This is a genomic window from Sphingomonas sp. CBMAI 2297 (assembly GCF_029870595.1).
Taxonomy (GTDB): Bacteria; Pseudomonadota; Alphaproteobacteria; order Sphingomonadales; family Sphingomonadaceae; genus Sphingomonas.
Window position 1 is genome coordinate 99,392 of sequence record NZ_JAPDIR010000005.1, and the last position, 25,847, is coordinate 125,238.

Consider the following 25,847-nt stretch of genomic DNA (forward strand, 5'->3'; position numbering starts at 1 on the left):
GCCGATACGGCCTCTTCCCTCCGGATGACATCGGTGTCATAAGTTTTGGAAAAGGAGAGGCACGGTATGGACATCAGTCGGCGCGCGGCATTTGGAGCGGCTCTGGCAGGAGGCGCGGCGGCGCTGCTGCGGCCGGGCACGGCGGAGGCCGCACCGAACCCGATGCTCCCGGATGCCACGCCCCCCGACTGGAAGCGCGGCTTCGACAACCAGCGCGTCTGCGACCTGGGCGACGGGCGCTTCCTCAACCCGCTCCTCGCCGGCGACCATCCCGATCCCGCCATCCTGAAGGACGGGGCGGACTATTACATGACCTTCTCGAGCTTCGATTCCTATCCCGGCCTGACCATCTGGCACAGCCGCGACCTGGTGAACTGGCAGCCGCGCGGCGCGGCGCTCACGAAGAACATCGGCGCGGTCTGGGCAGTGAGCCTGGAGAAGCATGCGGGTCGCTACTTCCTCTACATCCCGGTAAAGGCCAGCCCCAACTCGATCTTCGTGATCTGGGCCGACCATATCGACGGTCCGTGGAGCGAGCCGATCGACCTGGGCCTGCACGATCATATCGATCCCTGCCACGCCGTGGGCGAGGACGGCTCGCGCTGGCTGTTCCTGTCGGGCGGCGACCGGGTGCGGCTTGCGGAGGACGGGCTGTCCACCATCGGCAAGGTCGAACATGTCTACGACCCCTGGCACTATCCCGAGGAATGGGACGTCGAGAGCTTCTCGCCCGAGGGGCCGAAGATCCACCGCCACAAGGGCTGGTTCTACATGATCACCGCGGTGGGCGGCACCGCCGGGCCGCCGACCGGGCACATGGTGATCGCGGCACGCGCACGCTCGATTCACGGGCCCTGGGAGCAATGCCCCGCCAACCCGCTTGTCCGCACTGTCCGCGACGACGAGGCCTGGTGGTCGCGCGGCCATGCCTCGCTGGTCGAGGCTCCGGACGGCAGCTGGTGGTCGGTCTATCACGGCTTCGAGAACGGCTATTGGACGCTGGGGCGCCAGGCGCTGCTCGATCCCGTCGAATGGACGGCGGACGGCTGGTTCCGGATGACCGGCGGCGACCTGTCGAAACCGATCCGCAAGCCCGGCGGCGGTGCGCGGGTGCCGCATGGCCAGGCGCTGTCGGACGATTTCTCCGGCCCGCTGGCGCTCGGGCGCAAGTGGAATTTCTTCAAGCCGGGTCCGGGAGAAGCGGAGCGCGCGCGCATCGAAGCCGGCGCGCTGCTGCTCCAGGCATCGGGCAAGGCGCCGGTGGATTCGTCGCCGCTGCTGCTGATCGCCGGCGACACCGGATACGCGTTCGAATGCGACATCGAGATCGCGCCGGGCGGCACGGCGGGGCTGGTGCTTTTCTATGACGAGAAGCTCTATTGCGGGCTCGGCTTCGACGAGAAGCGCTTCGTGACGCACCAATACGGCATGGAGCGCGGGCGGCCGGCCAACCCCTATGGCCGGCGGCTGCGCATGCGGGTGACCAACCGGCAGCACATCGTCTCCTTCCACCTCTCGGGCGATGGCGGCAGGACATGGAAGCGCTTCGACCGGGGAATGGAAGTATCCGGCTATCACCATAATGTGCGCGGCGGCTTCCTGATGCTGCGGCCGGGGCTCTATTCGGCGGGCGCGGGCGCGGCGAAGTTCCGGGATTTCCGGTTCCGGGCGCTGTAGGCAATCGTCATCCCGGCGAAAGCCGCGATAACGGTTCAGGGGAAGCATTGGCGCGCCCTAGCGCAGATGCGGCAGCCGCCATGCGCCGAGGAGCGCGGCGGTACGCAGCGCGAAGATGGCGAGGCCGCCGATCGCTCCCGCCAGGTCCGGGCGGACCCCGAACCGCCGGACCAGCAGGACGAGCAACGTCGCGCCGGCAATCGCGGCGGTGGCGTAGAAATCCTCGTGCAGGACCCTTGGGACCCGCGCGATCAGCACATCGCGCACCATGCCGCCGCCGCATCCATTGACCGTGGCGATGATCACGACCGAGGCGCTGTTGAGCCTGTAGTCCAGGCATTTGCGGGCACCGGCTACCGCGGCGAGCGCGAGGCCGCCGCCTTCGAAAATGTCGACGAGGAGCGGCGGCGTGAAGTTCGCGATCCGGCCGAGGAGGAGCGACGCGACGATGACGGCGGACGTCGCCGCCAGCGCCAGCGCCGCATAGCGCCAGTCGCGGAACGGCGCGGGGGGATGCTCGCCAAGCAGCAGGTCGCGGATGACTGCGCCGCCGACCGAACCGACAAAGGACAGCACCAATATGCCGAACAGATCGAAATCCGCCCGGACCGCGGTCAACGCGCATTCCGTCGCCAGGACGAAGGTCGCGGCGAGGTCGACGGCGTCCAGCATCCGGTCGCGGATGCGGCTCGCGGCATTGTCGTCGAGCTTCATGGGGCGATCCTCCCTGGGGCTTCGAATCCGGAATGGAGCAGGTCGGGGCCGGGAAGCAATCCGGTGCGGCTCCTTTCATTCTTCCCCCCGGAGGAGGAGGGTTGAAGCGATCCAAGGATGACGAATGAGGCGCTGGCCCTTCCCCTACCCCAAGGCTAAGCTCCGCACCGCATGGGCAAGAGGCGTATCCTGATCGTCGGCGGGGGCACCGCGGGGTGGCTTGCGGCCGCCTATCTCGCGCGTTTCCTCGATCTCGCCGACCAGGCCCAGATCGAGATCACCCTGCTCGAATCGCCCGAGCTCGGCATCATCGGCGTGGGCGAGGGCACCTTCCCCACCATCCGGTCGACGCTGAAGTTCCTCGGCATCGACGAGACGCGCTTCATCCGCGCCACCTCGGCCACGTTCAAGCAGGGCATCCGCTTCAACGACTGGCTGCACGCGCCGTTGCCCGACGGCACCCGCCACCATTATCTCCATCCGTTCGAAGCCCCCTTCTACACCGAGGGGACCAGCCTGGTGCCCTATTGGCTGCTCCAGGACGAAGCGACGCGCCCGCCCTTCGCGCAGGCCGTAACGATCCAGAACCGCGTCGCCGAGAGCCGCCGCGCGCCCAAGAAACAGGGCGAGGGCGAATTCTCCGGCCCGCTCAACTATGCCTATCATTTCGATGCCGTCCGGCTCGCCCGCATCCTGCGGGAGCGCGCCGAGGAACTGGGCGTGCGCCACCTCAGCGGGTTGCTCACCGATGTCGAGCTGGGCGAGGACGGCGCGATCGCCCGCATCGTCACGCGCGAGCAGGGCGCGCTGGAGGCGGATCTCTATGTCGACTGTTCGGGCTTCCGCGCCGAGCTGATCGGCAAGGCGCTGGGCGTCCGCTTCAAGTCGGTGCGCGACATCTTGTTCACCGACCGGGCGCTCGCCTGCAAGATCCCCTATGCCGAGCCCGACGCCCCGATCGAGAGCTTCACCATCGCCGCAGCCCATGAGGCGGGCTGGACCTGGGACATCGGGCTTGAAGGCGCGCGCGGCATCGGCACCGTCTATTCCTCCGCCCACATGTCCGACGACGAAGCGGCACGGGTGCTGCGCGCCTATGTCGGGCATGGCGACTATCAGGCGCGCATCATCCCGTTCGAGCCCGGCTATCGCGAGGCGCAATGGGTGAAGAACTGCGTCGCGGTCGGGCTGTCGGGCGGCTTTCTCGAGCCGCTGGAATCGACCGGGGTGGTGCTGATCGAGGCGGCGGTGGGGATGATCGCCGAGCTGTTCCCGCACAACGGCCCCGTGGACGCGCCGGCCCGGCGCTTCAACGAGCTGATCGTCGGGCGCTACGAGCGGATCATCGCCTTTCTCAAGCTGCATTATTGCCTGAGCCGGCGCGAGGAGCCCTTCTGGCGCGACAATGCCGATCCGGCCTCGATCCCGGAGGGGCTGCAGGAGCTGCTGCGCCAGTGGCGCCACCGCCCGCCGGGGCGCTTCGACTTCCTGCTCGACCTCGAGAGCTTCGCCTTCTTCAACTATCAGTACATCCTCTACGGAATGGACTATCGCACCGACCTATCGGGCGGGCGCGGCGACTTTCCCAATGTCGAGGCGGCGGAGAGGCTGTTCGCGCGCATCCGCGCCTTTTCCGAGCGCGCGACCGAGGACCTGCCGACGCACCGCGAGCTGATCCGCGCGATCAACGGCTGATCGGTCCCTCCCCCTCCCCGGAAGGGAATTCGAGCCCGAGAATTTCTACAGCGCCCAGTCCAGCTGGAGCCAGAACTTGTCGGTATCCGTCGCGAACCTGTCCGCCTTGTAATGCGCATAGCGGGCCGAGAGCGCGTAATGGCCGCGCTTCACTCCGGCGATCAGGTCGAGCTCGTCGCCATAATGCTGGCCGAGCCGGTCGCTCCCGAACCGGTGCCAGGTGGCGCCCAGGTTGATCGCGTCGAGCGGCCCCACCTTCTTCCAGCCATAGCTCACCGTCCCATAGAGGTCGCGCAGGCCGCCCGGCGGCGTGGTACCGAACTTGCCCGCCCAGCCGTTGAACTTGAAATAGGACGCCAGCGGCGTCTGCACGCTGGTCAGCGCCACGCCCTGGTCCGCGCCCAGCACCTCATGGCCCGCGGTCAGGCTCAGCGCCTTCGCGGTCAGGTTCAGCTCGCCCAGCCAATAATCCGCGGCATAGCGATTGGGGTTGCGATGCCAGTCGCTCTGCCGCGCCCAGCTGGCGACATAGCCGAGCGAGACGTCCTTGCCCAAAGCCTGCCGGCCGGCGAAGCGCAGGCCATAGGTCTGGCTCGACAGGCGATAGCCCTGCAGCGCCGCCAGGTCCTGGTCGACCAGATAGGCGAAGCCGCTCAGCGTGCCGGCCCCGGTGCCATAGCCGATCACCGCGAAGACATTGTCGCCGCCGACCGACACCGGCCGCGCGCCCGTGCCGTTGCGGCCGTTTATCGTGCGCACGTCCCAGCTATAGGCAAGGTCGAGATTGAGCCCGAGCGGCTTGCCATATTGGACGCGCACCGCGTCGAAGGTCTGCTCGCTCTGGCGCCAGGGGGCGTTGCCGACGAAACGATCGTCGACGAAGTTCAGCCGCTGCCGGCCGACGGTAACGGCCAGCCCGTCGTTGCCGGCATAGCGAAGCTGCGCGCGGTTGAGCTCGATATTCTCCGGATCGACGACCAGCGGATAGCGCGTCCTGCCGTTGGTGCCGTCATTATAGCCGCCCGCGAGCGCGACCACGCCCTCGCCCTCCACCAGCGCCGACCAGCCCCGCCAGCTGGCGGCCAGGCCCGGGCGGACGCGCAGCGTCACCGCATCGGCGTCCCTCGGCAGCCCGTCCTGGCCGACATGCTCGTAGCGCAGCCGCACCTCGGCGGTGGGCGTCAGCTTCACGTCCTGGGCATGCGCGGCACCGGCGGCGAGCAGCCCCGTGGCGCACAGAAGCGCTCGTCTCATCATGCTTCCTTCGGAAAGTCCCGTCCCGCAGGGGTGTTGCGGGACGGGGAGGAGGACCTCAGGCGGCGGCCGCGAGCTTCGGGTCGAGCGCTTCCAGCTCGCCGCTCTCGCGGGCCTTGCGGCCATAGACCGCTTCGAACAGGGGCGTGGCCATCACGGTGGTGACGATTGCCATCAGCACCAGCATCGAGAACAGCGTGGGGCCGATGATGCCCTTTTGCAGGCCGATATTGATGATGATCAGCTCCATCAGCCCGCGCGAGTTCATCAGCGCGCCGATGCCGAGGGCAGTGCGATTGTCCTCGCCGGCGAGGCGGGCGGCGGCCCAGCAGGCACCGAACTTGGCAAGGACCGACACCGCGAGCACGCCCAGCGCGATCAGCAGCAGCTCGACCGAGTTGACCATGTCCATCCGGGTGTTGAGGCCCGAATAGGTGAAGAACATCGGCAGCAGCAGCACGACGGCGAGCGGCTCGACCTTGCGCTTCAGCTCTTCGACGAACAGGCCGCGCGGCATGCACACACCCATCAGGAAGCCGCCGAAGATCGCATGGATGCCGATCGCGTCCATGATGAAGGCAGAGGTGCAGAACAGCATCATGGTGACGGCGAGCATCGCGGTGCTCATCTCGCCCTTCGCCTCGACGATGCGGCCGAGCGGAGCGAGCAGCTTGCGCCCGAACAGGAGCATGAACGCAGTGTAGAGCACGGCGCCCCCGATCGCGAGCACCGCCACGCCCGGCCCGGCCCCGAAAGTGGCGAGCACCAGGGCGAGGACACACCAGGACGCCGCGTCGTCGAACGCGCCGGCGGTGAGCGAGAGCGTGCCGAGCGAGGAACTGGCCAACCCACGCTCATTGATGATGCGCGCGAGCATCGGGAAGGCGGTGAGCGCGATGCAGGCGCCCATGAACAGCGTGGCGTTCGCCTGGCTGATGCCGGGCGTGAACAGGCCGGGCACGGTGAGCAGGAACGGAGTGATCAGCGCGGCAAGCAGGAACGGCGCGACGATGCCCGCGGCGGAGACGCCGGCGGCGCTCTTCGCCTTGGACTGGAAATGGTCGAGCCGCAGCGTCAGGCCGACCATGAACATGTAGAGGCCGACGCCCAGCTGCGCGCCGGTATAAAGCACGTTGCGCGTCTCCTTGGGGAAGATCGCGAGTTGGAGATCGGGGAAGAACAGGCCGAACAGCGACGGGCCGAGCACCACGCCGGCAATCATCTCGCCTACCACCTGGGGCTGCTTGAGCAGCTTCTGGCCAAGCCAGCCTACCACGCGGCAGGCCAGGATGATGATGGCCAGCTGCAGGAAGAAATGGATGCTGTAGTCGCCCGGCGCATAGCTCTTCGCGGCGTTCACCGCGGGCCCGTGCGGGCTGAGCACATCGGTCAATGCGTGCCAGGCACTGTTCAGCAGATCGAGCATGGTAACCTCCCCCCAATTCCCGGCGCGGTGCGTTGCCCGCCCGTCGCGCGGCTTTGGGAAAGGGAGCGCGCGGCAAAGCCTGCACGCAACTGCAAATCGCCGCACCCCCTTATTTTTCCGCCCCGGCCGCGCTTTGTGTTGCAAGGAGCGCACATAGTAGTAACGTACCTACATGACAACGCAGACAATATAGGTACGTAGGCACGAAATGAAGGTGATTACCAGCCGCGAATTCAACCAGGACGTCAGCGCGGCCAAGCGATTCGCCCGGGCCGAGCCGGTGTTCGTCACCGATCGCGGGCGCCCCACCCATGTGCTGATGAGCATCGACCTGTTCCGCCGGCTGAACGGCGAGCGCGAGAGCATCGTCGACTTGCTCGCCCTGCCCGCCGGCGCTTCCGACGCCGCGCTCGCGCCACCGGAGCGCTGGTGATGTTCCTGCTCGACACGCCGATCGTCTTCGAGCTGCGCAAGGCGCGGGCGGGCGGAGCCGAGGCCGGGCTCACCGCCTGGGCCACGGGTGTGGCGCGTGAGCGGCTGTTCCTCTCGGCGATCTCGCTGGTGGAGCTGGAAGTCGCCGCCACCGAGGCGGCACGGCGCGACAAGGCGGCGGGCACGGTGCTGCGCGGCTGGATCGATGCGCAGCTCGTCCCCGCCTTCGAAGGGCATGTCCTGCCGCTCGACGCCGCGATCGCCCGCCGCCGCGGCCAGCTCGCGCTCGCCGAGACTCGCGATGCGCTGTTCGCCGCGACTGCGCTCGAGCACGGCCTCACCCTGGTGACGCGCAACACCGCCGCCTATCGCGGCGCGCGGGTGAAGCTGTTCGACCCCCGGGGCTACACCGCCGATACGGCCGAGGAGGACGGCGATTGGCGCGACGCCGCCCGCACCGGGCCGCTCTGGCTCAAGAACCTGTTCGTCCGCGCCTGAGGACATGCTGCGACGGCGCGGAAGGCCGGGCCGCATTGGTTACGCCGTCTGCAATCCTCTCCGGAAGGGAGAGGGGCATGAGCGGGTCGCCCGTGTCCTCCGCGGGGCCGGCCGAACGACACTCAAACCAAGGCGGAAACCCAAGCAAACCTTTGAAAATACGTCCATTATCCCCGCCAAGGCGGGGGTGCCGCTGGATAGTATCAGCCCCCAACCCTAAGCGCCCGCTTCGTCCTGCAGGCTCGCGTCATCCAGCATTTCGGCCACGCGCCGCACCAGCAGCTCGGGCGCGAACGGCTTCACCAGACAGGCATTGGCCCCCGCAGCCATCGCCTCATCCATTTCCGCCTCGCCGCCCCCGGCCGACAGCATCAGGATCGGCGTGCGGCAAAGCGCCGGCAGCCGCCGCAGCGCCCGCACTATGTCGAGGCCCTGCCCATCCGGCAGCGACTGGTCGAGGATCACCAGATCGGGCCGGTTGAAGGCGATCGTGTCGAAGGCGAGCATGCCGTGATCGATCAGGCCCACCAGGTGCCCCGCCTCGCGCAGCGCCTGCTGCACCTCGGCCCCGACCTGCGCGTCGTCCTCGACATAGATGATCCGGGCCATTCCACCTCGCATTTCGGGAGCGGACCGGCGCCGCCCCATCTGGATTATCACGCACGGATGACAGTTGGTTGCGCGTCCGTTTCCATATCTGTGGCGATCATGCCTTTCCGTCGTTTTGCAGAAACGCGCCGAACCGGGCGTTAAGGCTTTTTTCCGCGAAATCATCGCGATGCACGGAATAGCTATGTGCCGCGCCCATCCGGATGGCGCGATCGTCGCGCAGTGGCTGCGCGACGATCGCATATCGCGCTACCCTCGGCCGATAACGCCGATTCGGAAAAGAACGGGAGCAGGATCATGGGAGCAGCCACCGCCTATATCGTCGATGCCGTGCGAACCGCCGGGGGGCGGCGCGGCGGCAAGCTCGCCGGATGGCACCCGGCGGACATGGCGGCCGAAATGCTCGACGCCATCGTCGCGCGCAGCGGCATCGATCCCGCCGCGATCGAGGACGTCATCATGGGCTGTGTCGGCCAGGGCGGCGAGCAGGGCTTCCAGGTCGGCCGGGGCGCCGTGCTCGCCTCGCGCCTGCCCGAGAGCGTGCCCGCGGTGACGATCGATCGCCAGTGCGGCAGCTCGCAACAGGCGATCCAGTTCGCCGCCCAGGCCGTGCTCTCGGGCACGCAGGACGTGGTGATCGCGGCCGGCGTGGAGAGCATGACGCGGGTGCCGATGGGCGCCACCGTCGCGCTCTTCGCCCAGGCCGGGCTCGGCGGACCCAAATCGCCACGCCAGGAGGCGCGCTATCCGGGCGTGCAGTTCAGCCAGTTCATGGGCGCCGAGATGATGGCCCGCAAGCACGGCCTCGGCCGCGCCGAGCTCGACGCCTATGCGCTGGCGAGCCATCGCCGCGCCGCCGCCGCGACCGAGCGCGGCGATTTCGAGGCCGAGATCGTGCCGCTGGCGATCGAGACGCCGGAGGGGCCGGCGATCCACGCCCGCGACGAGGGCATCCGCTTCGACGCGACTGCCGAGAGCATCGGATCGGTCAAGCTGCTCGCCGAGGGCGGCGTGATCAGCGCGGCCAATGCCAGCCAGATCTGCGACGGCGCCAGCGCCGTGCTGATCGTCTCGGAGGCGGCGCTCAAGGCGCATGGCCTGACCCCGCTCGCCCGCATCCACGCCCTCACCGTCACCGCGGGCGATCCGGTGATCATGCTCGAGGAGCCGCTGTTCGCCACCGACCGGGCGCTGCGCCGCGCGGGCATGACGATCGACGAGATCGACCTGTTCGAAGTCAACGAGGCCTTTGCCTCGGTCCCGCTCGCCTGGCTGCGGCATACGGGCGCCGATCCCGAGCGGCTCAACGTCAATGGCGGCGCGATCGCATTGGGCCACCCGCTCGGCGCCTCGGGCACCAAGCTGATGGCGACGCTGGTCCATGCGCTCCGCAAACGGGGCAAGCGCTACGGCCTGCAGACGATGTGCGAGGGCGGCGGCATCGCCAACGTCACCATCGTCGAGCGTCTGTGACAAGCGAAGGGAGGAGAGGATGAAGCTCGACGACAGCATCGCCGCGGTGGTGACCGGCGGCGCCTCCGGCCTCGGCGCCGCGACCGCGCGGGCGCTCGCGGCCCGGGGCGTGAAGGTGGCGATCTTCGACCTGCAGAAGGAAAAGGGCGAAGCGGTCGCGGCGGAGATCGGCGGCCTGTTCTGCGAAGTGAACGTGACCTCGGACGACAGCGTCGACGCCGGCTTCGCCCGGGCGCGCGCCGCGCATGGCCAGGAGCGGATCCTGGTCAATTGCGCCGGCACCGGCAATGCCGTGAAGACCGCCAGCCGCGCGAAGGAAGACGGCACGATCCGGCACTTCCCGCTCGAGGCGTTCAACTGGGTGATCCAGATCAACCTGGTCGGCACCTTTCGCTGCATCGCCAAGGCGGCGGCGGGCATGCTGGCGCTCGATCCCCTGGAAGACGGCGAGCGCGGCGCGATCGTCAACACCGCCAGCGTCGCCGCCGAGGACGGGCAGGTCGGCCAGGCGGCCTATTCGGCGTCGAAGGGCGGCGTGGTCGGCATGACGCTGCCGATCGCGCGCGACCTGATGGGCGAGGGCATCCGAGTGAACACGATCCTGCCCGGCATCTTCGACACGCCGCTGCTCGCCGCCGCGCCGCCGAACGTGAAGGAGGCGCTCGCCGCCTCGGTCCCCTTCCCCAAGCGGCTCGGCCGGCCGGAGGAATATGCGCAGCTCGCGCTCTGCATGATCGAGACCGGCTATTTCAACGGCGAGCATGTCCGCCTCGACGGCGGCATCCGCATGGCGCCGCGGTAGCCCCGCCTACTCCGTTACCCCGGCACGGGGCCGGGGTGACAAATAGCAGACAGAGGAGCGAAGAAATCATGGGGCCCCTTGCCGGCATCCGGATCGTCGAACTCGCCGCGATCGGCCCAACGCCCTTTTGCGGGATGATGCTGGCCGATCACGGCGCGGAAGTGCTCTATGTCCATCGGCCGGGCGCCCCGCCCGATCCGCGTGATCCGCTGCTGCGCGGGCGCGTGCCGGTGGAAGCCGATCTCAAATCGTCCGGCGGCGCCGCGCACGTGCGCGCCCTGGCGGCAGGCGCGGACGGGCTGATCGAAGGCTTCCGCCCCGGCGTGATGGAGCGGCTGGGCCTCGGGCCGGCCGAGCTCCACATTCTCAATCCGCGCCTGGTCTACGGCCGGATGACCGGCTGGGGGCAGACCGGCCCGCTCGCCCAGGCCGCCGGGCATGACATCAACTATATCGCCCTGGCCGGCGCGCTCCACGCCTTTGGCCGCGCGGGTGGCAAGCCGACACCGCCGGTGAATGCCGTCGGCGATTTCGGCGGCGGCGGCATGCTGCTCGCCTTCGCCATGGCGGCGGGTCTGCTCCAGGCCAGGACCGGCGGACGCGGGACGGTGATCGACTGCGCGATGAGCGAAGGCGCGGCGCTGCTGATGTCGATGGTCTGGGGCTTTCGCGAGACGCTCGGCTGGCGCGACGCGCGCGGCGTGAACATCCTCGACGGCGGCGCGCATTTCTACGACAGCTACGAGACCGCCGACGGCAAATATGTCGCGATCGGAGCGATCGAGCCGCAATTCTACGCCCAGCTACGCGCCGCGACTGGCCTGGCCGACGATCCCGACTTCGACGCGCAGATGGATCCCGCCGCATGGCCGGCGCTGAAGGACCGGCTCGCCGCGATCTTCCGCACCCGGACGCGCGACGCATGGTGCGCGCTGCTGGAAGGCACCGATGCCTGCTTCGCCCCCGTGCTCGCGATGGCGGAAGCCCCCACGCATCCGCACAATGTCGCGCGCGGCGCCTTTATCGAGCGGGCGGGCGTGGTCCAGCCAGCCCCTGCCCCGCGCTTCTCCGCGCCTCAGGATTCGACCAGCGCGACCACTTCGAAATCATAGCGCTCCCAGCCGCGCTGCTTCGCCGCCTCGGCGAGCGCGGCCTGCTTGCCCGTTGCTTCCTTGAGCGACTTGACGTGCCCCCAGAACACCTCGGTCCGGCCGCCGCCGAGATGCGCGACGATCCGCCAGTAATGCGTGAAGGGCACCGCGGTCGGCCCGATCGTTTTCACATAGCCATCGGCCATGGTCGCGGTGAGAATGCGCTTCTTCTTCGCCATGCCCGGACGATAGCGCGCGCCCTTGGCGTTGGCACGCCGGCATCCCCACATAGCGGGCGAAACGGAGATCCCGCATGACCGACTATCGCAAGACTCCCGAGGCCGTCGCCGCGCTTTCCGCCGAGCAGTATCGCGTGACCCAGCAGAACGGCACCGAGCGCCCCGGCACCGGCGCGCTGCTGCACAACAAGGCGCCCGGCATCTATGTCGACATCGTCTCGGGCGAGCCGCTGTTCGCCTCGACCGACAAATATGAGTCCGGCTGCGGCTGGCCGAGCTTCACCCGGCCGATCGCGAACGTCGCCGAGCTGCGCGACACCAGCCATGGCATGATCCGCACCGAAGTGCGCTCCGCCCAGGGCGACAGCCATCTCGGCCATGTGTTCGACGACGGCCCGCATGATCGCGGCGGCCTGCGCTACTGCATCAACTCGGCCGCGCTGCGCTTCGTGCCGCGCGCGGAAATGACAGCCCAGGGCTATGGCGCCTGGCTCGACCAGGTCGAGGACCCCACCTGAACCCGCCGACTGTAAATTCATGTAAGCTATTGATTTAGCTGCATATTTGGTACTCATTTCGTCATCCCCGCCCAGGCGGGGATGACGGTTGAAGGAATATGAGTCCTCAACCAGCCCGCCGAGCGGGCGGGCCATTGCCCCCGCTCGACTCGGCGCGCGCCCATGGCACCGATCCGGACTGAAAATCCCCGCAGGTCCGCAACTTGCCGACTGTCGGGAGGCGATACCGCGCCACATTCTGTCGCAGTAATGCAACAGTTTGCATCAATCCGCAATTGGAAGCGGTTCCAATCATTTCAGCCCAATTGACAGAAGCCTTCACGATGATAGCGATAACATCAGGGAGGCATTTCGCTCACCCGAAATAAAAAGAAAGTCGCACTCCGCACGGAGCGCGCTGAAGGAGGGGTTATGACTATTCAAAGGCGCATGCCTATACTTGCGCGTTCCGTTTCCATATTCGCCGTCGCCGCCGGGCTCGCCATGCCCGGCCTTGCCCATGCGCAAGCCGACAACGCTGTCAGTTCGCAAGCCACGGAGAGCGGCCCGGAGGATGGCCAGGAAATCGTTGTTAGCGGTATCCGCGCCAGCCTGGAGCGCGCGATCGCGATCAAGCGCGAGGCGCCGGGCATCGTCGATGCGATTTCCGCGGAGGACATCGGCAAGTTCCCCGATACCAATCTGGCGGAATCGCTGCAGCGCATCCCCGGCGTGTCGATCAACCGCACCAATGGCGAAGGCTCGCAGGTCACGGTGCGCGGCTTCGGCCCGACCTACAACATGGTTACCCTGAACGGCCGCCAGCTCGCCACCTCGACCGTGTCGGTGGTCGGCGGCGACCAGAATGCCGATGGCGCGCAGGGCACCAGCCGCTCGTTCGACTTCTCCAACCTCGCCACCGAGGGCGTGCGCACGCTGGAAGTCTACAAGACCGGCCGCGCGGCCGTCCCCTCGGGCGGCATCGGCGCCACGATCAACATCGTCTCGCGCCGTCCGCTCGACGAGCGCAAGAGCGGCCTGGACGGCAGCATCGGCGCCAAGGCAGTGTACGACACCAGCGTCAACGACTGCCTCGATTGCGGTTCGAAGGTGACGCCCGAATTCTCCGGCGTGCTCAGCTGGAGCGATCCCGACCAGCGCTTCGGCGTCATGCTGTTCGGCAGCTATCAGAAGCGCAACTACACTTCGATCGCCGCGACGTCGAACGACTGGAACATCGTGTCCTACGACACTTTCCTGACCGGCGGCTTCGCCCGCTCGGGCGGCGCCTGCCCCGGCTCGACGCCCGGGCCGAACTGCACCGTGGTCAACAACGCGCCGTCGAACCCCAACCAGCTGGTCGCCATCCCGAACGACAGCCGCTACCATTATGCCGAAGGCACGCGCGAGCGCATCAACGGCCAGGCGGTGGTGCAGTTCAGGCCCACCGACGCGCTGACGATCACCGCGGACGCGCTCTATGCGCAGAACAAGCAGCGCGAGACCCGTTCGGACCTGTCCAACTGGTTCAGCCGCCCGTTCGACGTGGTGACCTTCGACGGCAACCCCACCGTCGCCACCGCCACCTATCTGCACGAGACGATCAACGGCCAGAAGGACGAGGGCTTCGAGGCCCAGTCGCGCGCGCAGAAGGGCAAGCTGGAGGATTACGGCCTCAACCTCGAATGGGAGCTGGCGAGCAACTTCTCGCTGAAGCTCGACGGCCATATCTCCACCTCGTCCAGCACGCCGGACAATGCCAATGGCAACTCGTCGACACTGGTCGGCATGGGCGCCAATGTCGTCGCCGCCCATTCGGTCGACTATTCGGGCGGCATTCCGCGCCAGGACATCACGTTCGGCGCCAGCGGCCCGCTCGACGTCAACGATGTCGGCTCGCAGGTCGGCCGCACTTTCCGCTCGACCCAGCGCCAGCGCGTGAAGGAGCTGCGCGCGGATTTCGGCTGGGACCTGGGCGGCGAAAGCCGTTTCGACTTCGGCGGCAATTACCGCACCACCGACATGCGGCAGACCTTCGTCGCCACCCAGCAGACGCTGGGCGACTGGGGCATCACCAATCCGGGCGACGTGCAGGCGCTGGCGCCGGGCGCGCTCCAGGCCTTCTGCCTCGAGTGCAAGTTCCACAAGTTCAATCCGGGCGGCGATCCGGAATCGCAGATCGCCTTTCGCGGCGTCGCTTCGGACCTCTATGCGATCCTCTCGCCCTATTATGCCAATCGCGGCAATGCGGTAGGCACCACCGGCCGGCAGGACAACCATGTCACGGAAGACATCTGGGCAGTCTATGGCCAGCTGACCTGGAAGGGCGAGCTGGGCGGCGCGCCGGCCCGCCTGGTCGCCGGCATCCGCTACGAGCATACCAAGTCGCACACCATTTCGCTCGAGGCGATCCCGGCCGGCATCGCCTGGGTGTCGGACAACGACTTCACCGTGTCGATCTCGAACCAGACGCAGTTCGTCAGCGACGGCGGCAACTACAGCAACCTGCTGCCCCAGGTCGATTTCCAGGTCGAGTTCGCCAAGAACCTGATCGGCCGCCTGTCGTACAGCAAGACGATCGCCCGGCCGAACTACAATAACCTCTACACCTCGACCACCGTCGGCGGCCCGCCGCGGCCGACCTTCAATGGCGGCATCCCCGGCGCGACCACCGGCAACGCCCGGTTGAAGGCGCTGGAATCGGACAATTTCGACGCCTCGCTGGAATGGTATTTCAAGCCGGACAGCTATGTGTCGATCGCCTTCTTCGACAAGCGCGTGCGCAACTTCATCGGCAATGGCCAGTTCAACTCGACGCTGTTCGGCCTCCGGGACCCCAGCTCGGGCGCGGCGGGCAGCCGCTCCGGCCAGGCCAGGACGGCGCTGGGCGGCCTGGGCGCCGATACCAGCGACGGCAATCTGTTCGTGATGTCCGCGCTGATCCAGGCAACCGGATCGGTCGCCGCCGCCACCGCGCAATTCGCCGCGCACTACAACGCCACCACACGCCAGCTCGACGACGATTATCTCAAGCTGATCAACAATACCTACGACCTGAACGGCATCGCCAGCGATCCGCTCTACCAGTTCCAGGTGACCCAGCCGATCAACAACAAGGACGCGGAGATCTACGGCGTCGAGCTTGCCGGCCAGTATTTCTTCGGGCGCACGGGCATCGGCATCGCGGCGGCCTATACGCTGGTGCGCGGCGATGTCGGGTTCAACCTGGGGGCCAGTCCGGCGGAGGACCAGTTCGCGCTGCTCGGCCTTTCGGACACGATCAGCGGCACGCTGATCTACGAGAAGCACGGCATCTCGGCCCGTGTGGCCTATAACTGGCGCGACCGGTTCCTTTCGGGAATCAACCGCCAGGGCTCGCGCAACCCCGAGTTCACCGCGCCGTTCGGCCAGCTCGATGCGTCGATCAGCTACGAGATCACGCCGCAGGTCGCGATCACGCTGGAGGGCATCAACCTCACCGAGACGGCGGTGCGGACCTATGCCCGCGACAAGAAGGAGCTCTGGTACGCGCAGGAACTCGACCGGCGCTTCCTGCTCGGCGCGCGCTTCAAGTTCTGAAGATCTCCCTCTCCCCGCTCGCGGGGAGAGGGCCGGGGAGAGGGGCATGGCGAGAGGGCATGCGCGCTCGCCAGACCCTTTTCCCGGTTTCGGCTTTGCCTCGCCCCTCTCCCCGCCCGCGGGGAGAGGGGGGTTTGGGGATCGCCGCCCCTTCTCTCCAAGTTGAGGCCCGGCGCGCTTTGCGCCATGCTCGCCTGCCCAGGCTGGATGGAGTTACGATGACCCGACCGGTCGCGCTCGACAATATCGCCCATGCGGATCTCCGCGTCGCGCTCCGCCACGGCGCCGCCCATGGCCATGCCGTGAACCAGGCGCTCCTCTTCCCCACCGAATTCGCCGAGGCGCAGCGCGACTTCCCCATTCTTTTCCGCCGCGAACCCGCCGAAGGGCTCCAGGCAGTCGCCCTGCTCGGGCTCGACCGTGACGAGAACCTGTTCCTCGAAGGCGATCGCTGGACGAGCAGCCATGTTCCGCTGAGCCTCCAGCGCGGTCCCTTCCTGATCGGGCTGACCGCGGACGACGCCGCGCCGGTGATCCAGATCGACCTCGACGATCCGCGCGTCGATGCCGAGGACGGCGAACCGCTCTTCCTGCCCCATGGCGGCCAGGCGCCCGTGCTCGATCATGTCGGCCGCCTGCTCGCGGCGATCCATGTCGGCATGGCCGATGCCGGGCCGATGTACGCCGCGTTCGACGCGCTCGGGCTGATCCAGCCGGTCACGCTCCAGCTGATGCTCGACGACGAGCGCCGCTATGCGATCTCCGACCACGAGGTCCTGGCCGCCGACCGGCTCGAGGCGCTCGGCCCGGCGGAGCTCGGTGGCCTCCACCGCGCCGGCCATCTCGGCGCCGCCTTCCTGCTCGCCACGTCGCTCGGCAACATGCCGCGGCTGATCGCCCGCAAGAACGCGCGAGACGCCGCATGAACGTGGCAGCGGCCGGCGCGGCCCGGGTCCGCGCGCTGGACGGCGTGGCGCCGGGCGCCATTCCCTATGCCGAATTGCTGGCGGGCCAGGCCCCGGTGATCCTGCGCGGAGTGGCGCGCGACTGGCCGCTGATCGCCATCGCCCGCGAGTCCGATGCGGCGGCGATCGCCTATCTCCAGGGCTTCGATGCCGGCCAGCCGGTGGTGGGCTTTGCCGGCCCGCCCGCGATCCAGGGCCGCTTCCATTATGATCCTGGCCTCACCGGCTTCAATTTCGCGGGCGCCCGTGTCGGCATGGCCGATTTCCTCGCACGGATCGGGGCAAGCCTCGACGCGCCCTGCCCCGAGAGCCTCTATATCGGCTCGGCCGATCTCGATCGCCATCTCCCCGGCTTCCGCGCCGCGAACGACTTGCCGCTCGACGATCCGATGTTCGCGCACGGCGTGCTCGCCAGCATCTGGATCGGCAACCGCACCACCGCGCATGCGCATCACGACATGTCGCACAACCTGGCAATCTGCGCGGCCGGGCACCGGCGCTTCACGCTGTTCCCGCCCGGCCAGATCGCCAATCTCTACCCCGGTCCGCTGGAGCCTACGCCCGGCGGCCAGGTGATCTCGATGGTCGACTTCGCCGATCCCGATCTCGAGCGCCATCCCCGCTTCCGCCAGGCCATGGCCGCGGCGCAGGTGGCGGAGCTGGAGCCCGGCGACCTGCTCTTCTACCCCGCGCTCTGGTGGCATCATGTCGAGGCGCTGGAGCGCTTCAATATCCTGGTCAATTACTGGTGGAACGAGGCGCCGGGCTTCCTCGATACGCCCCAGACCACGCTGCTCCACGCCCTGCTGAGCCTGCGCGACCGCTCGGACGCCGAGAAAGCCGGCTGGAAGGCCATGTTCGACTATTATGTCTTCGGCCCCGCCGGCCAGGCCGCGGCTCACCTGCCCGCGCACGCCCGGGGGCCGCTCGCGCCGATCGACGCGACCGGGGCACGGCGGCTGCGGGCGCAGCTGATCAACAAGCTCAATCGCTAGGGGAATGGGGATGGACCAGGCACCGATCCGGCGCGTCGTGATCGCGGGCGGCGGCACCGCGGGCTGGATCGCGGCGGCGGCGCTGGCCAAGCTGCTCGGGCCGCTGATCGAGATCACCCTGATCGAGAGCGACGAGATCGGCACCATCGGCGTCGGCGAGAGCACCATCCCCACCGCCCGCACCTTCCACCAGCTGCTCGGGATCGACGAGCGCGCCTTCCTGCGCGACACGCGCTCCACCTTCAAGCTCGGCATCGCATTCGAGAATTGGGCGCGGGAGGGCGATCGCTACATCCACAGCTTCGGCCAGATCGGCAGATCGACCTGGATGGGCGATTTCCACCATTTCTGGCTGGAGGCGCGCGCGGAAGGCTGGGGCGGCGATCTGGGCGATTATTGCCTGGAGCTGCAGGCGGCGCAGGCCGGCCGCTTCGCCATCCCCGAACAGGGGCACATCAACTATGCCTATCACCTCGATGCCGGGCTCTATGCGCGCTTCCTGCGCGATTTCGCCGAGCCGCTGGGCGTGCGCCGCGTCGAGGGCAGGATCGAGGCTGTCGAGCAGCATCCGGAGACCGGCTTCGTCACGGCGCTGCGCCTGGCTTCGGGCGCGCGGATCGAGGGCGATCTCTTCCTCGACTGCACGGGTTTCCGCGGCCTGCTGATCGAGCAGACGCTGCACGCAGGCTATGAGGAATGGGGCCATTGGCTCCCCACCGACAGCGCGATCGCGGTGCAGACCGCATCGACGGGCCCCGCGCTCCCCTATACCCGCGCCGCCGCCCACCGGGCCGGCTGGCAATGGCGCATCCCCCTCCAGCACCGCATCGGCAACGGGCTGGTCTATGCCAGCGACTTCCTCGACGACGACGGCGCCCATGCGCTGCTCGATGCCCGGATCGAAGGCGAACGGCTGATCGAGCCGCGCATCATCCGCTTCAAGGCCGGGCGGCGGCGCAAGCTGTGGGACCGGAACGTGATCGCGCTCGGCCTGGCGAGCGGGTTCGTCGAGCCGCTCGAATCGACGAGCATCCACCTGATCATGATCGCGATAACCCGCCTGGTGCAGCTCTTCCCCTTTGGCGGGATCGGCGATGGCGTGGCGGCGCGCTTCAACGCGCTCGGCCGCACCGAGATCGAACGGATCCGCGATTTCATCATCCTCCATTATCACCTGAACCAGCGCGCGGACGGCGGCTTCTGGGACCGGTGCCGGACGATGGCGATCCCCGACAGCCTGGCCGAGCGGATCGCCGCCTTTCGCGACGGCGCGATCGCGTGGCAGGCTTCGGACGATCTCTTCCGGGTCGACAGCTGGGTGCAGGTGATGCTTGGCCAGCGGCTGGTGCCGGCGCGCCATCATCACATGGGCCGGATGATCGTCGACGGCGAATTGCGGAGCGCGCTGGGCGAACTCAGGTCGGGCATCGCCGGCGCGGTGGCGCGGATGCCGGCGCACCAGCAATTCCTGGAACGCTACATCGCCGCCTGACGCCGTTATGCCGCCCCGCCCGTCCGACGCGCTCAGCGCCAGCCCAACGATGGCGCGACATGGGTGAGGAGCGCCTCCAGGACATGGGCGTTATAGTCCACTCCCAGCTGGTTCGGTACCGTCAGCAGCAGCGTATCCGCCTCGGCGATCGCCTCGTCCGCCCGTAGCTGCTCGATCAGCTTGTCCGGCTCGGCCGCATAGGAACGCCCGAATACCGCGCGCATATTGTCGATCTCGCCGATCTGGTCGCTGTCGTCGCCGCGGCCGAAATAGTCGCGATCCCGATCGTTCATCAACGCGAAGATCGAGCGCGACACCGAGACGCGCGGCTGCCAGCCATGCCCGGCTCGTTGCCATGCCTCGCGGTACAGCCGGATCTGCCGCGCCTGCTGGACATGGAAAGGCTCGCCGCTCTCGTCCGCCTTCAGGGTCGAGCTCTGCAGGTTCATGCCCTGCTGCGCGGCCCAGACCGCGGTCGCGTCGGACGCCGACCCCCACCAGATGCGCTTGCGGAGCCCCTCGGAATGCGGCTCGAGCCGGAGCAGGCCGGGCGGATTGGGGAACATCGGCCGGGGATTTGGCCGCGCAAAGCCCTCGCCCTTCAGCAAATCGAGAAAGACCTGGGCATGGCGGCGGCCCATATCGGCATCGCCTTCGCCCTCGGCCGGCGCATAGCCGAAATGACGCCAGCCCTCGACGACCTGCTCGGGCGATCCCCGGCTGATGCCGAGCTGCAATCGTCCGCCGCTGATCAGGTCGGCCGCGCCGGCATCCTCGGCCATGTAGAAGGGATTCTCATAGCGCATGTCGATGACGCCGGTACCGATCTCGATCCGGCTGGTCTTCGCGCCCACCGCTGAGAGCAGCGGAAAGGGCGAAGCCAGCTGCCGGGCGAAATGATGCACCCGGAAATAGGCCCCATCCGCACCGAGCTGCTCGGCCGCGACGGCGAGATCGATCGACTGGAGCAGCACGTCGGAGGCCGAGCGAGTCGCCGAATAGGGCGCGTTCGACCAATGTCCGAACGAGAGAAAGCCGATCTTCTTCATGCGAAATCCCCGATCTCCAATCCGGGGCCCGTGCCCGGATCACACGCACCGACATGGGCTTCGCGCGGAACGATCGCACCCCCGCCCCGGGGTCCGGAATGGAAACACAGGGTTTCCGGCCGCGAAGCCGGGGCCACACGCATCGAGAAAGGCCGGCCGGCCTGGGAAAGCCCGGCTAGCCATGGCCAGCCGATGGCGCGGGAATGGCGGGGCACGCCCGCTTCCCGTGCGGGCAGGTCTTGCCGCGGCGCCCGCCCCGCTACGGCATACGCGACGTCCGATCCGGATAAGACGGTCGCTCGGACCGGCAGCGGCTATGCAATGCGTCCCGGCTTGTGATCGGCCTGCCCCAACTGGATAGAAGCGGCTGCGGCGCGAAACGCCGGAACGACCCAATCGCGGAATCGGGCGACCTTGCGGCTGCGCCTCTGGTTTTCGGCATAGACGAACCAATAGGCGGTGCCTTCATCGGCCACCTGGGCGAAGGGACGCACGAGGAGGCCGCTCGCGAGCTCCGAGCGCCAGAGCATCGGGGTCATCAGCGCAAGACCATGCCCCGCGATCGCCGCCTGGCCTTCGCTTGCCTGCGAGTCCATGCGAATTCCGCCGCGCCTGGAATCGTTCATGTCCTCCATCCCGGCGCTCCGGAACCATATCGGCCACCATCGATCCTGCGGGCTGATCCGTTGCATCTCCCGCGCTTCCCGCGCGTCCAGCGGTAGAGTGCGCCCCGCGACTAGCGCCGGACTGCACATCGGAGTGAAAAACACCGTCGCCAGATGATCGGCCTTCAGGGCCGGCCAGTCCCCGCGGCCGGTTCGTATGGCGACATCGATGCGGGATTCCGCGAAGTCGATCACCGCGCTGCTGACTTCCAGCTCGATCTCGATATCCGGATGCGCGGCGTGAAAGGCTCCGATATTTCGCGCGAGCCAGTTGTTCGCGATGCTCGCGGTCGTGGCGATGCGCAGCACCGTTTCGCTCTCGCCGGTCAGTTCGTCGAACGCCATCTCTATCTCATCGAAAGCGGTCGCCAACCGCGCTGCGACGCGGGCACCGCCGGCAGTCAGTTCGGCGCGCCTTCCCCGCCGGAAGAAAAGCGGCTCGCCGACCCGCTCCTCGAGTATCTTGATCTGATAGCTGATGGCGGCCTGGGTCATCCCCAATTCCGCCGCCGCCGCCGTGAAGGTGCCGTTGCGCGCAACCGCTTCAAACGCTCGGACTGCAGGAAGCGGTGGTAGCCGTCGCATGCCGCTTGATAAAGCCTCTTGATAAGGCGAGTCGATCCTTTTGTTGGAAGCACTCGCCAAAGATCCGCATCTCCCTCCCACTCGCTTCAAAGCCAGGAGGCCGCCATGATCGACGAGATGTATGATCGCGCTTGGGTTGGACATCGCGAACGCTTCAGCCAGGACGCGCAGCTTCTGCTCCGGAAAGCCGGGGCGATGTTGAGGTCCATCCTCGAGCCCCGGCGACAGTCGGCGAAGGGAAGTTTCGCCGCCTCTATCGGTGAGCGGGAACGGGAAGTACCGGCGGCGGCGGACGAGGGCTTGGCGCAGCGGGTCCGAGCGTCGCGTCATCGGCACGGCGTTTCTGCGGATCCTTGAGGACCGGATAGGCTTTGTCGAGGCGCTTGGCGCGCCGCTCGGCTTCGTCCTTGTCGCCTGCGAAGATAAGAGTCGCGAGGGCGCCTGCACGTTCGTCCACACCTCGGGATAGCGACCGTTCGTTCATCCGGCGTGCGGCGCGCCCGGTGGGTGCCGGACGCGCCGTGGACATGGGCGATGCTGCTGTCCGGATGGACCGCCCGTGCCCTTTACTCCGCAGTCTTGTTGATCTCGCCCTTGCCCATGATCGAGATCAGGGCGTTGCCGGAGCCGGTGAAGTTTGCGGCGGGCAGCGTGGCGGTCCTATCCTTCACCTTGACCAGCACCTGCTCGATCCTACCACCCGCGGCGGCGCGGACCGACTGGACGGTGCCGATCAGCTTGCCCTTGGCATCGGTGACCGGCATGCCGGCCGAGACCGGGAAGGCGCCGCTGCCATTGGCCGCAGCCGATCCCGCCAGCGTGAGCGTGCCGTTGCCGAGGGAGCCCACGCCATTGGCGGCGCCCGTGGCGGCTGCCGAGACGCCATCGGTGCTCGGCACCGCATTGCGGGCCCGCGAGACAGTGTTGCCGGCGGTATCGCGGACGCGATCGGTTGCGGTGCCGGCCCGGTCTCGGACGTTCGAAACGGTTTCCCGAGTGCGGCCGAGCGCATTGCTCGCCGTGCCGCGCATCGCATCGGTGCCGATCAGTTGGGCATCGGCGCTGCCGCCCGCGCTTCCCGAGGCCGAGCCACTGCCGCCGATCGTGCGGTCACCGACATGCGAACTGTTCGCCGCGGTCGAATCGAGCGCGCTTTCGTTCGACGCCTTCACACGGCCCTTGCGGGCATCGACGCTCTTCTCCGAGTGCGAAGCGCCGCGCAGACTGCCGGTGGTGTCGCTGGCGGTCGGCAGGCGACGCGTCGAACCGTCGATCATGCTGCCGAGCGTGCCCGTGCCCGAACCGCCGATATTGCCGCCGAGGCCGCCGCCCAAGCCGCCACCGCCGCCGAGAATCTGCGCCGAAGCCGGAACCGCCGCGAGCGCGAGGGCGAGGAAAGCGCTGGTGCCGAGAAGCTTGATCATTTCCATTCTCCCAAAATCCATTGGCATTGGGAGAACGGTGGCCCGATCGCGTTTAATCCCGGCGCGCCGAAAAAATTCGGGATCGGTAACTTTCCAAAATGAAATCAGTTCATTGCACAGGCGTCCGACATGCCTCGCACAGCACCCCGCGGCCATAGAGCTTGTCCGTACCGCGCGATCCGGCGTCGCGCGCTTGGGCATCGACCTTGGCCATTGCCGCCCGCAGGCCCGCGGAATCCGGTGCCGGATAGAAGCGTGCGATCGTCGCTGCGACGAAGGGGGCGGCAAAGGAGGTGCCGCGCACGCGCATGGTGCGCCCACTCGCTCCCATCGCCAGCATGTCGGCACCGGGAGCGGCATAGTCGAGATGGCCCGCGCGCCCGGCCTCGATCAGCGCACGACCGCGTCCGTCGATGCCGGTCACCGCGACCACGCCGGCATAGGATGCCGGATAGGCTGGTGGCGCTGCCGGGCCGTTATTGCCGACCGCCGAAACGATCACCGTTCCGCGTGCCTGTGCTGCCGCGATCACCCGCCCGAGCACGGGATTGGGCGGACCGACCAGGCTGATCGTGACCACGCTCACCCGGTTCTGGACCATCCAGCCGATCGCCCGCGCGATGGCGGTTGCGTTGCCGCCGGCGGGATCGCTGCCATAGACATCGGCCGAAGCGATCCGCGCGCCGGGCAGGCCGCCGCGCACCAGGCCGGCACCCGCTATCAGCGAAGCGATGGCGGTCCCGTGATCATTGGCCCGCGGCGCGCCGGCAGCGAAGCCGGATGTGAGAGCGGCACCGGCCGCACCGCCGTCGATCACGCCGACCAGCGGCCCATTGCCAGCATTCACTGGAGCCGCATGCCCCGGGACCGCTCCGCTCGGCGCGTGGAGCTGATCGGCACTCACCTCATGCCCGCCAAGCTTGCGAAGCTCACGGATGGCTTGCCCCAGCGAGCGCCCGCGCGGCGCCGAGAGGCGCACGAAGCCGACGCCGAGCACCTCATCGCGTGCGATCACCGCATAGCCCTTGGCCGTAGCCCTCGCGATCAGCGCATCGTCTGGATCGTCGACGATCACTTCCCCAGCGCGCGCGGGAAAGCCCTCCGGGTCGAGCGCGATGTGGTCGGGATGTTCGCGAACCAGCTTGGCCGCGGCGGCGCGCCGGACATCCTCGAGCTGCCGCGCCACATTGCCGGTCACGCGTTCCAGGTCCTGCCCGATCTCGTTCAGCACCGGCCTTGCCGGCAGGGGTAGCGATGGCAGGGTCGGCGCGAGCTGGGCGCATGCGGGCTGCGCCGTCGCCAGCGAAATCAGCCCGGTCCAGTGCCATATGCCGCGCATTGCCGCGCCCTTCTTGCACAAAATGAAGATCATGTGGATTAAACGCCGCACGCCGTCCGTTTCATCCGCGGACAAGAGGAACTGGGTTTGGCGGCTTTCGAGGAGAACCTGCTGGCGCTGCTGCCGCGATTGCGGCGCTTCGCCCGCGCACTCGCCCGTGACGCCGCCGATGCCGACGATCTGTGTCAGGTGGCGCTGGAAAAGGCGCTGCTGGCACGCGCATCATGGCAGCCAGGCACACGGATGGACAGTTGGATGTACCGGATCATGCGCAACAGCTGGATCGACGTCACCCGCAGCCGCGCCCGCGCCGCGCAGACTTTCGTCGATGCCGATGCAGGGCTCGGTGTCGGCGCCGATGGTGGGGCCGAGGCGCGCGTGGCGCTCGGCGAGATCGACGTCGCGCTACACATGCTGCCCGATGAGCAGCGCGAGGCGGTGGCGCTCGTGTTGGTCGAGGGGCTGGCGTACAAGGAGGCAGCCGAGATCCTCGACGTGCCGATGGGCACACTGACTTCCCGGCTGGTGCGCGGGCGACAGGCGCTGATGGCGCGGTTGGGAGAAGCGGCATGAGCATCGATCCCGAGGTGCTGATGGCCTATGCCGATGGCGAACTGGGCCCGCTCGAGGCCAGGCGCGTGGAGCGCGCCATTGCCGAGGATCCGGCGCTCGGCGAGGAAGTCGCGCGCCACCGCGCGCTGCGTGCCCGGCTGAGCGGCCATTTCGCACCCGTGACGGAGGAGCCCGTTCCCGATCGGCTTGCCGCGATGCTGCGCAGCAACCTGGTCGAGCTTCCGGTACGCAAGCCCGTCGCGCGCATTGCCGCATGGATGCGCTTGGGGGGCGCGGCGGCGGCGTCGCTCGTGCTCGGACTCGCCATCGGGCATGGCCTGCGGGACAGGGGCGTCGTCCAAACCCGAAGCGACCAACTGTACGCCGCCGGTACTTTGGCCAGCGCGCTCGATGGCAAGCTCGCCGCGGACCAGGGCGCGACCCAGGTGCCCGTGACCTTCCGCGATGCCGGAGGCAGCTATTGCCGCGTCTTCATCTCGCGGGCCGTGGAGGGCATCGCATGTCATGACAGCCAAGGCTGGGCACTGCGCCAGACCCGTGCAGGTGGTGCCATGGCGAAGACCGACTATGTCCAGGCAGGCTCCACCGGCGCGGCCGTGATGGCGGCGGCGCAGGAGATGATGGCAGGCGCTCCGCTGGACGCCACGATGGAAGCCCGGGCGCGGGCTTCCGGGTGGAGATGAACGGCCGGGAGAATTGGAAAAGGGCTGGGTTGCGCCCATTTCCAGTCGCTCCGGTTGTCCCGCATCGAGCCGGCTTCAATCGATCGGTGTC

The 25,847-nt window shown here is 68.0% G+C and carries 24 protein-coding genes; 15 read left to right on the forward strand and 9 right to left on the reverse strand.

From position 1 onward, the window contains the following. The first annotated feature begins 66 nt into the window (after positions 1-66). Positions 67-1,677, forward strand: a complete 1,611-nt coding sequence (locus OMP43_RS09065; protein ID WP_280279393.1) for a family 43 glycosylhydrolase — start codon at positions 67-69, stop codon at positions 1,675-1,677. Positions 1,678-1,734: 57 nt separating this feature from the next. Here OMP43_RS09065 and OMP43_RS09070 read toward each other — a convergent pair whose 3' ends face one another. Further along, positions 1,735-2,391 carry a TRIC cation channel family protein gene (locus OMP43_RS09070; RefSeq protein ID WP_280279394.1) on the reverse strand — a complete coding sequence of 219 codons (657 nt, stop codon included), beginning with the start codon at positions 2,389-2,391 and terminating at the stop codon, positions 1,735-1,737. Positions 2,392-2,562: 171 nt separating this feature from the next. Here OMP43_RS09070 and OMP43_RS09075 point away from each other — a divergent pair, with 171 nt between their 5' ends. After that, positions 2,563-4,086 carry a tryptophan 7-halogenase gene (locus tag OMP43_RS09075; protein WP_280279395.1) on the forward strand — a complete coding sequence of 508 codons (1,524 nt, stop codon included), beginning with the start codon at positions 2,563-2,565 and terminating at the stop codon, positions 4,084-4,086. A gap of 45 nt (positions 4,087-4,131) precedes the next feature. On the opposite strand, the gene OMP43_RS09080 is transcribed toward OMP43_RS09075, so the two are convergent. After that, on the reverse strand, positions 4,132-5,340 hold the full coding sequence (locus tag OMP43_RS09080) for an alginate export family protein (RefSeq protein ID WP_280279396.1): 1,209 nt from the start codon (positions 5,338-5,340) through the stop codon (positions 4,132-4,134). A 58-nt stretch (positions 5,341-5,398) separates the two neighbouring features. Further along, positions 5,399-6,766 (reverse strand): cation:proton antiporter, encoded by a 1,368-nt coding sequence (locus OMP43_RS09085; protein ID WP_280279397.1) that lies wholly within the window; start codon positions 6,764-6,766, stop codon positions 5,399-5,401. Between the two features lie 208 nt (positions 6,767-6,974). Between OMP43_RS09085 and OMP43_RS09090 the strand changes: the two genes are divergently transcribed. Together OMP43_RS09090 and OMP43_RS09095 are read left to right on the forward strand one after the other, a co-directional pair. Continuing rightward, the gene (locus OMP43_RS09090; RefSeq protein WP_280279398.1) at positions 6,975-7,199 is read left to right on the forward strand and encodes a type II toxin-antitoxin system Phd/YefM family antitoxin; all 225 of its coding nucleotides are present in this window, start codon (positions 6,975-6,977) and stop codon (positions 7,197-7,199) included. Then, entirely contained in the window at positions 7,199-7,696 is a 498-nt protein-coding gene (locus OMP43_RS09095) for a PIN domain-containing protein (protein WP_280279399.1), read from the forward strand. Before OMP43_RS09090 ends, OMP43_RS09095 begins: the two co-directional genes overlap by 1 nt. A gap of 216 nt (positions 7,697-7,912) precedes the next feature. Here the strand turns inward: OMP43_RS09095 and OMP43_RS09100 are convergent, their stop codons facing one another. Next, positions 7,913-8,305 carry a response regulator gene (locus OMP43_RS09100; RefSeq protein WP_280279400.1) on the reverse strand — a complete coding sequence of 131 codons (393 nt, stop codon included), beginning with the start codon at positions 8,303-8,305 and terminating at the stop codon, positions 7,913-7,915. A gap of 297 nt (positions 8,306-8,602) precedes the next feature. On the opposite strand from OMP43_RS09100, the gene OMP43_RS09105 reads away from it, so the two are divergent. The 3 genes from OMP43_RS09105 (at position 8,603) to OMP43_RS09115 (ending at position 11,692) form a co-directional block, all read left to right on the forward strand. Then, positions 8,603-9,778: an acetyl-CoA C-acetyltransferase gene (locus tag OMP43_RS09105; RefSeq protein WP_280279401.1), complete on the forward strand. Its 1,176-nt coding sequence runs from the start codon at positions 8,603-8,605 to the stop codon at positions 9,776-9,778. Positions 9,779-9,797: 19 nt separating this feature from the next. Beyond that, positions 9,798-10,580: an SDR family NAD(P)-dependent oxidoreductase gene (locus tag OMP43_RS09110; RefSeq protein ID WP_280279402.1), complete on the forward strand. Its 783-nt coding sequence runs from the start codon at positions 9,798-9,800 to the stop codon at positions 10,578-10,580. A 65-nt stretch (positions 10,581-10,645) separates the two neighbouring features. After that, positions 10,646-11,692: a CaiB/BaiF CoA-transferase family protein gene (locus OMP43_RS09115; RefSeq protein ID WP_280279585.1), complete on the forward strand. Its 1,047-nt coding sequence runs from the start codon at positions 10,646-10,648 to the stop codon at positions 11,690-11,692. Here the strand turns inward: OMP43_RS09115 and OMP43_RS09120 are convergent. After that, positions 11,656-11,910 carry a hypothetical protein gene (locus OMP43_RS09120; protein ID WP_280279403.1) on the reverse strand — a complete coding sequence of 85 codons (255 nt, stop codon included), beginning with the start codon at positions 11,908-11,910 and terminating at the stop codon, positions 11,656-11,658. The two genes, OMP43_RS09115 and OMP43_RS09120, sit on opposite strands and share 37 nt — an antisense overlap. A 74-nt stretch (positions 11,911-11,984) precedes the next feature. Here OMP43_RS09120 and msrB point away from each other — a divergent pair, with 74 nt between their 5' ends. From msrB to OMP43_RS09145, 5 genes are all read left to right on the forward strand, one after another. Next, positions 11,985-12,428, forward strand: coding sequence for a peptide-methionine (R)-S-oxide reductase MsrB (gene msrB / locus OMP43_RS09125; RefSeq protein WP_280279404.1), 444 nt, complete (start codon positions 11,985-11,987; stop codon positions 12,426-12,428). Positions 12,429-12,839: 411 nt separating this feature from the next. Beyond that, positions 12,840-15,986, forward strand: coding sequence for a TonB-dependent receptor (locus OMP43_RS09130; RefSeq protein WP_280279405.1), 3,147 nt, complete (start codon positions 12,840-12,842; stop codon positions 15,984-15,986). Positions 15,987-16,204: 218 nt separating this feature from the next. Then, entirely contained in the window at positions 16,205-16,912 is a 708-nt protein-coding gene (locus tag OMP43_RS09135; protein WP_280279406.1) for a SapC family protein, read from the forward strand. Next, a complete protein-coding gene (locus OMP43_RS09140) occupies positions 16,909-17,946 on the forward strand; it encodes a cupin-like domain-containing protein (protein WP_280279407.1) in 1,038 nt (345 codons plus the stop codon). Before OMP43_RS09135 ends, OMP43_RS09140 begins: the two co-directional genes overlap by 4 nt. A 10-nt stretch (positions 17,947-17,956) precedes the next feature. Then, a complete protein-coding gene (locus tag OMP43_RS09145) occupies positions 17,957-19,438 on the forward strand; it encodes a tryptophan 7-halogenase (RefSeq protein ID WP_280279408.1) in 1,482 nt (493 codons plus the stop codon). 32 nt (positions 19,439-19,470) lie between these two features. Here OMP43_RS09145 and OMP43_RS09150 read toward each other — a convergent pair whose 3' ends face one another. Beyond that, entirely contained in the window at positions 19,471-20,487 is a 1,017-nt protein-coding gene (locus OMP43_RS09150; protein ID WP_280279409.1) for an LLM class flavin-dependent oxidoreductase, read from the reverse strand. Between the two features lie 314 nt (positions 20,488-20,801). Beyond that, positions 20,802-21,737, reverse strand: coding sequence for a LysR substrate-binding domain-containing protein (locus OMP43_RS09155; protein ID WP_280279410.1), 936 nt, complete (start codon positions 21,735-21,737; stop codon positions 20,802-20,804). 105 nt (positions 21,738-21,842) lie between these two features. Between OMP43_RS09155 and OMP43_RS09160 the strand changes: the two genes are divergently transcribed. Further along, the gene (locus tag OMP43_RS09160; RefSeq protein ID WP_280279411.1) at positions 21,843-22,094 is read left to right on the forward strand and encodes a hypothetical protein; all 252 of its coding nucleotides are present in this window, start codon (positions 21,843-21,845) and stop codon (positions 22,092-22,094) included. A gap of 209 nt (positions 22,095-22,303) precedes the next feature. Here the strand turns inward: OMP43_RS09160 and OMP43_RS09165 are convergent, their stop codons facing one another. Further along, positions 22,304-23,161, reverse strand: a complete 858-nt coding sequence (locus OMP43_RS09165) for a hypothetical protein (RefSeq protein WP_280279412.1) — start codon at positions 23,159-23,161, stop codon at positions 22,304-22,306. Between the two features lie 109 nt (positions 23,162-23,270). Beyond that, positions 23,271-24,500 (reverse strand): S8 family serine peptidase, encoded by a 1,230-nt coding sequence (locus OMP43_RS09170; protein ID WP_280279413.1) that lies wholly within the window; start codon positions 24,498-24,500, stop codon positions 23,271-23,273. Positions 24,501-24,587: 87 nt separating this feature from the next. Here OMP43_RS09170 and OMP43_RS09175 point away from each other — a divergent pair, with 87 nt between their 5' ends. Further along, positions 24,588-25,073, forward strand: a complete 486-nt coding sequence (locus OMP43_RS09175; RefSeq protein ID WP_280279414.1) for a sigma-70 family RNA polymerase sigma factor — start codon at positions 24,588-24,590, stop codon at positions 25,071-25,073. After that, positions 25,070-25,756: an anti-sigma factor gene (locus OMP43_RS09180; protein WP_280279415.1), complete on the forward strand. Its 687-nt coding sequence runs from the start codon at positions 25,070-25,072 to the stop codon at positions 25,754-25,756. The genes OMP43_RS09175 and OMP43_RS09180 overlap by 4 nt, the downstream gene beginning before the upstream one ends. The last annotated feature ends 91 nt before the right edge of the window (positions 25,757-25,847 follow it).

Bases quoted from the DNA above. Each gene is read 5' to 3' on its own strand.
- OMP43_RS09130 (WP_280279405.1), top strand. From the start codon at position 12,840: ATGACTATTCAAAGGCGCATGCCTATACTTGCGCGTTCCGTTTCCATA.
- OMP43_RS09165 (WP_280279412.1), bottom strand. From the start codon at position 23,161: ATGATCAAGCTTCTCGGCACCAGCGCTTTCCTCGCCCTCGCGCTCGCG.
- OMP43_RS09140 (WP_280279407.1), top strand. From the start codon at position 16,909: ATGAACGTGGCAGCGGCCGGCGCGGCCCGGGTCCGCGCGCTGGACGGC.
- OMP43_RS09065 (WP_280279393.1), top strand. From the start codon at position 67: ATGGACATCAGTCGGCGCGCGGCATTTGGAGCGGCTCTGGCAGGAGGC.
- OMP43_RS09105 (WP_280279401.1), top strand. From the start codon at position 8,603: ATGGGAGCAGCCACCGCCTATATCGTCGATGCCGTGCGAACCGCCGGG.
- OMP43_RS09135 (WP_280279406.1), top strand. From the start codon at position 16,205: ATGACCCGACCGGTCGCGCTCGACAATATCGCCCATGCGGATCTCCGC.
- OMP43_RS09180 (WP_280279415.1), top strand. From the start codon at position 25,070: ATGAGCATCGATCCCGAGGTGCTGATGGCCTATGCCGATGGCGAACTG.
- OMP43_RS09155 (WP_280279410.1), bottom strand. From the start codon at position 21,737: ATGCGACGGCTACCACCGCTTCCTGCAGTCCGAGCGTTTGAAGCGGTT.
- OMP43_RS09095 (WP_280279399.1), top strand. From the start codon at position 7,199: ATGTTCCTGCTCGACACGCCGATCGTCTTCGAGCTGCGCAAGGCGCGG.
- OMP43_RS09110 (WP_280279402.1), top strand. From the start codon at position 9,798: ATGAAGCTCGACGACAGCATCGCCGCGGTGGTGACCGGCGGCGCCTCC.
- OMP43_RS09145 (WP_280279408.1), top strand. From the start codon at position 17,957: ATGGACCAGGCACCGATCCGGCGCGTCGTGATCGCGGGCGGCGGCACC.
- OMP43_RS09120 (WP_280279403.1), bottom strand. From the start codon at position 11,910: ATGGCGAAGAAGAAGCGCATTCTCACCGCGACCATGGCCGATGGCTAT.
- OMP43_RS09080 (WP_280279396.1), bottom strand. From the start codon at position 5,340: ATGAGACGAGCGCTTCTGTGCGCCACGGGGCTGCTCGCCGCCGGTGCC.
- OMP43_RS09090 (WP_280279398.1), top strand. From the start codon at position 6,975: ATGAAGGTGATTACCAGCCGCGAATTCAACCAGGACGTCAGCGCGGCC.
- OMP43_RS09160 (WP_280279411.1), top strand. From the start codon at position 21,843: ATGATCGACGAGATGTATGATCGCGCTTGGGTTGGACATCGCGAACGC.
- OMP43_RS09170 (WP_280279413.1), bottom strand. From the start codon at position 24,500: ATGCGCGGCATATGGCACTGGACCGGGCTGATTTCGCTGGCGACGGCG.
- OMP43_RS09150 (WP_280279409.1), bottom strand. From the start codon at position 20,487: ATGAAGAAGATCGGCTTTCTCTCGTTCGGACATTGGTCGAACGCGCCC.
- msrB (WP_280279404.1), top strand. From the start codon at position 11,985: ATGACCGACTATCGCAAGACTCCCGAGGCCGTCGCCGCGCTTTCCGCC.
- OMP43_RS09070 (WP_280279394.1), bottom strand. From the start codon at position 2,391: ATGAAGCTCGACGACAATGCCGCGAGCCGCATCCGCGACCGGATGCTG.
- OMP43_RS09100 (WP_280279400.1), bottom strand. From the start codon at position 8,305: ATGGCCCGGATCATCTATGTCGAGGACGACGCGCAGGTCGGGGCCGAG.
- OMP43_RS09075 (WP_280279395.1), top strand. From the start codon at position 2,563: ATGGGCAAGAGGCGTATCCTGATCGTCGGCGGGGGCACCGCGGGGTGG.
- OMP43_RS09085 (WP_280279397.1), bottom strand. From the start codon at position 6,766: ATGCTCGATCTGCTGAACAGTGCCTGGCACGCATTGACCGATGTGCTC.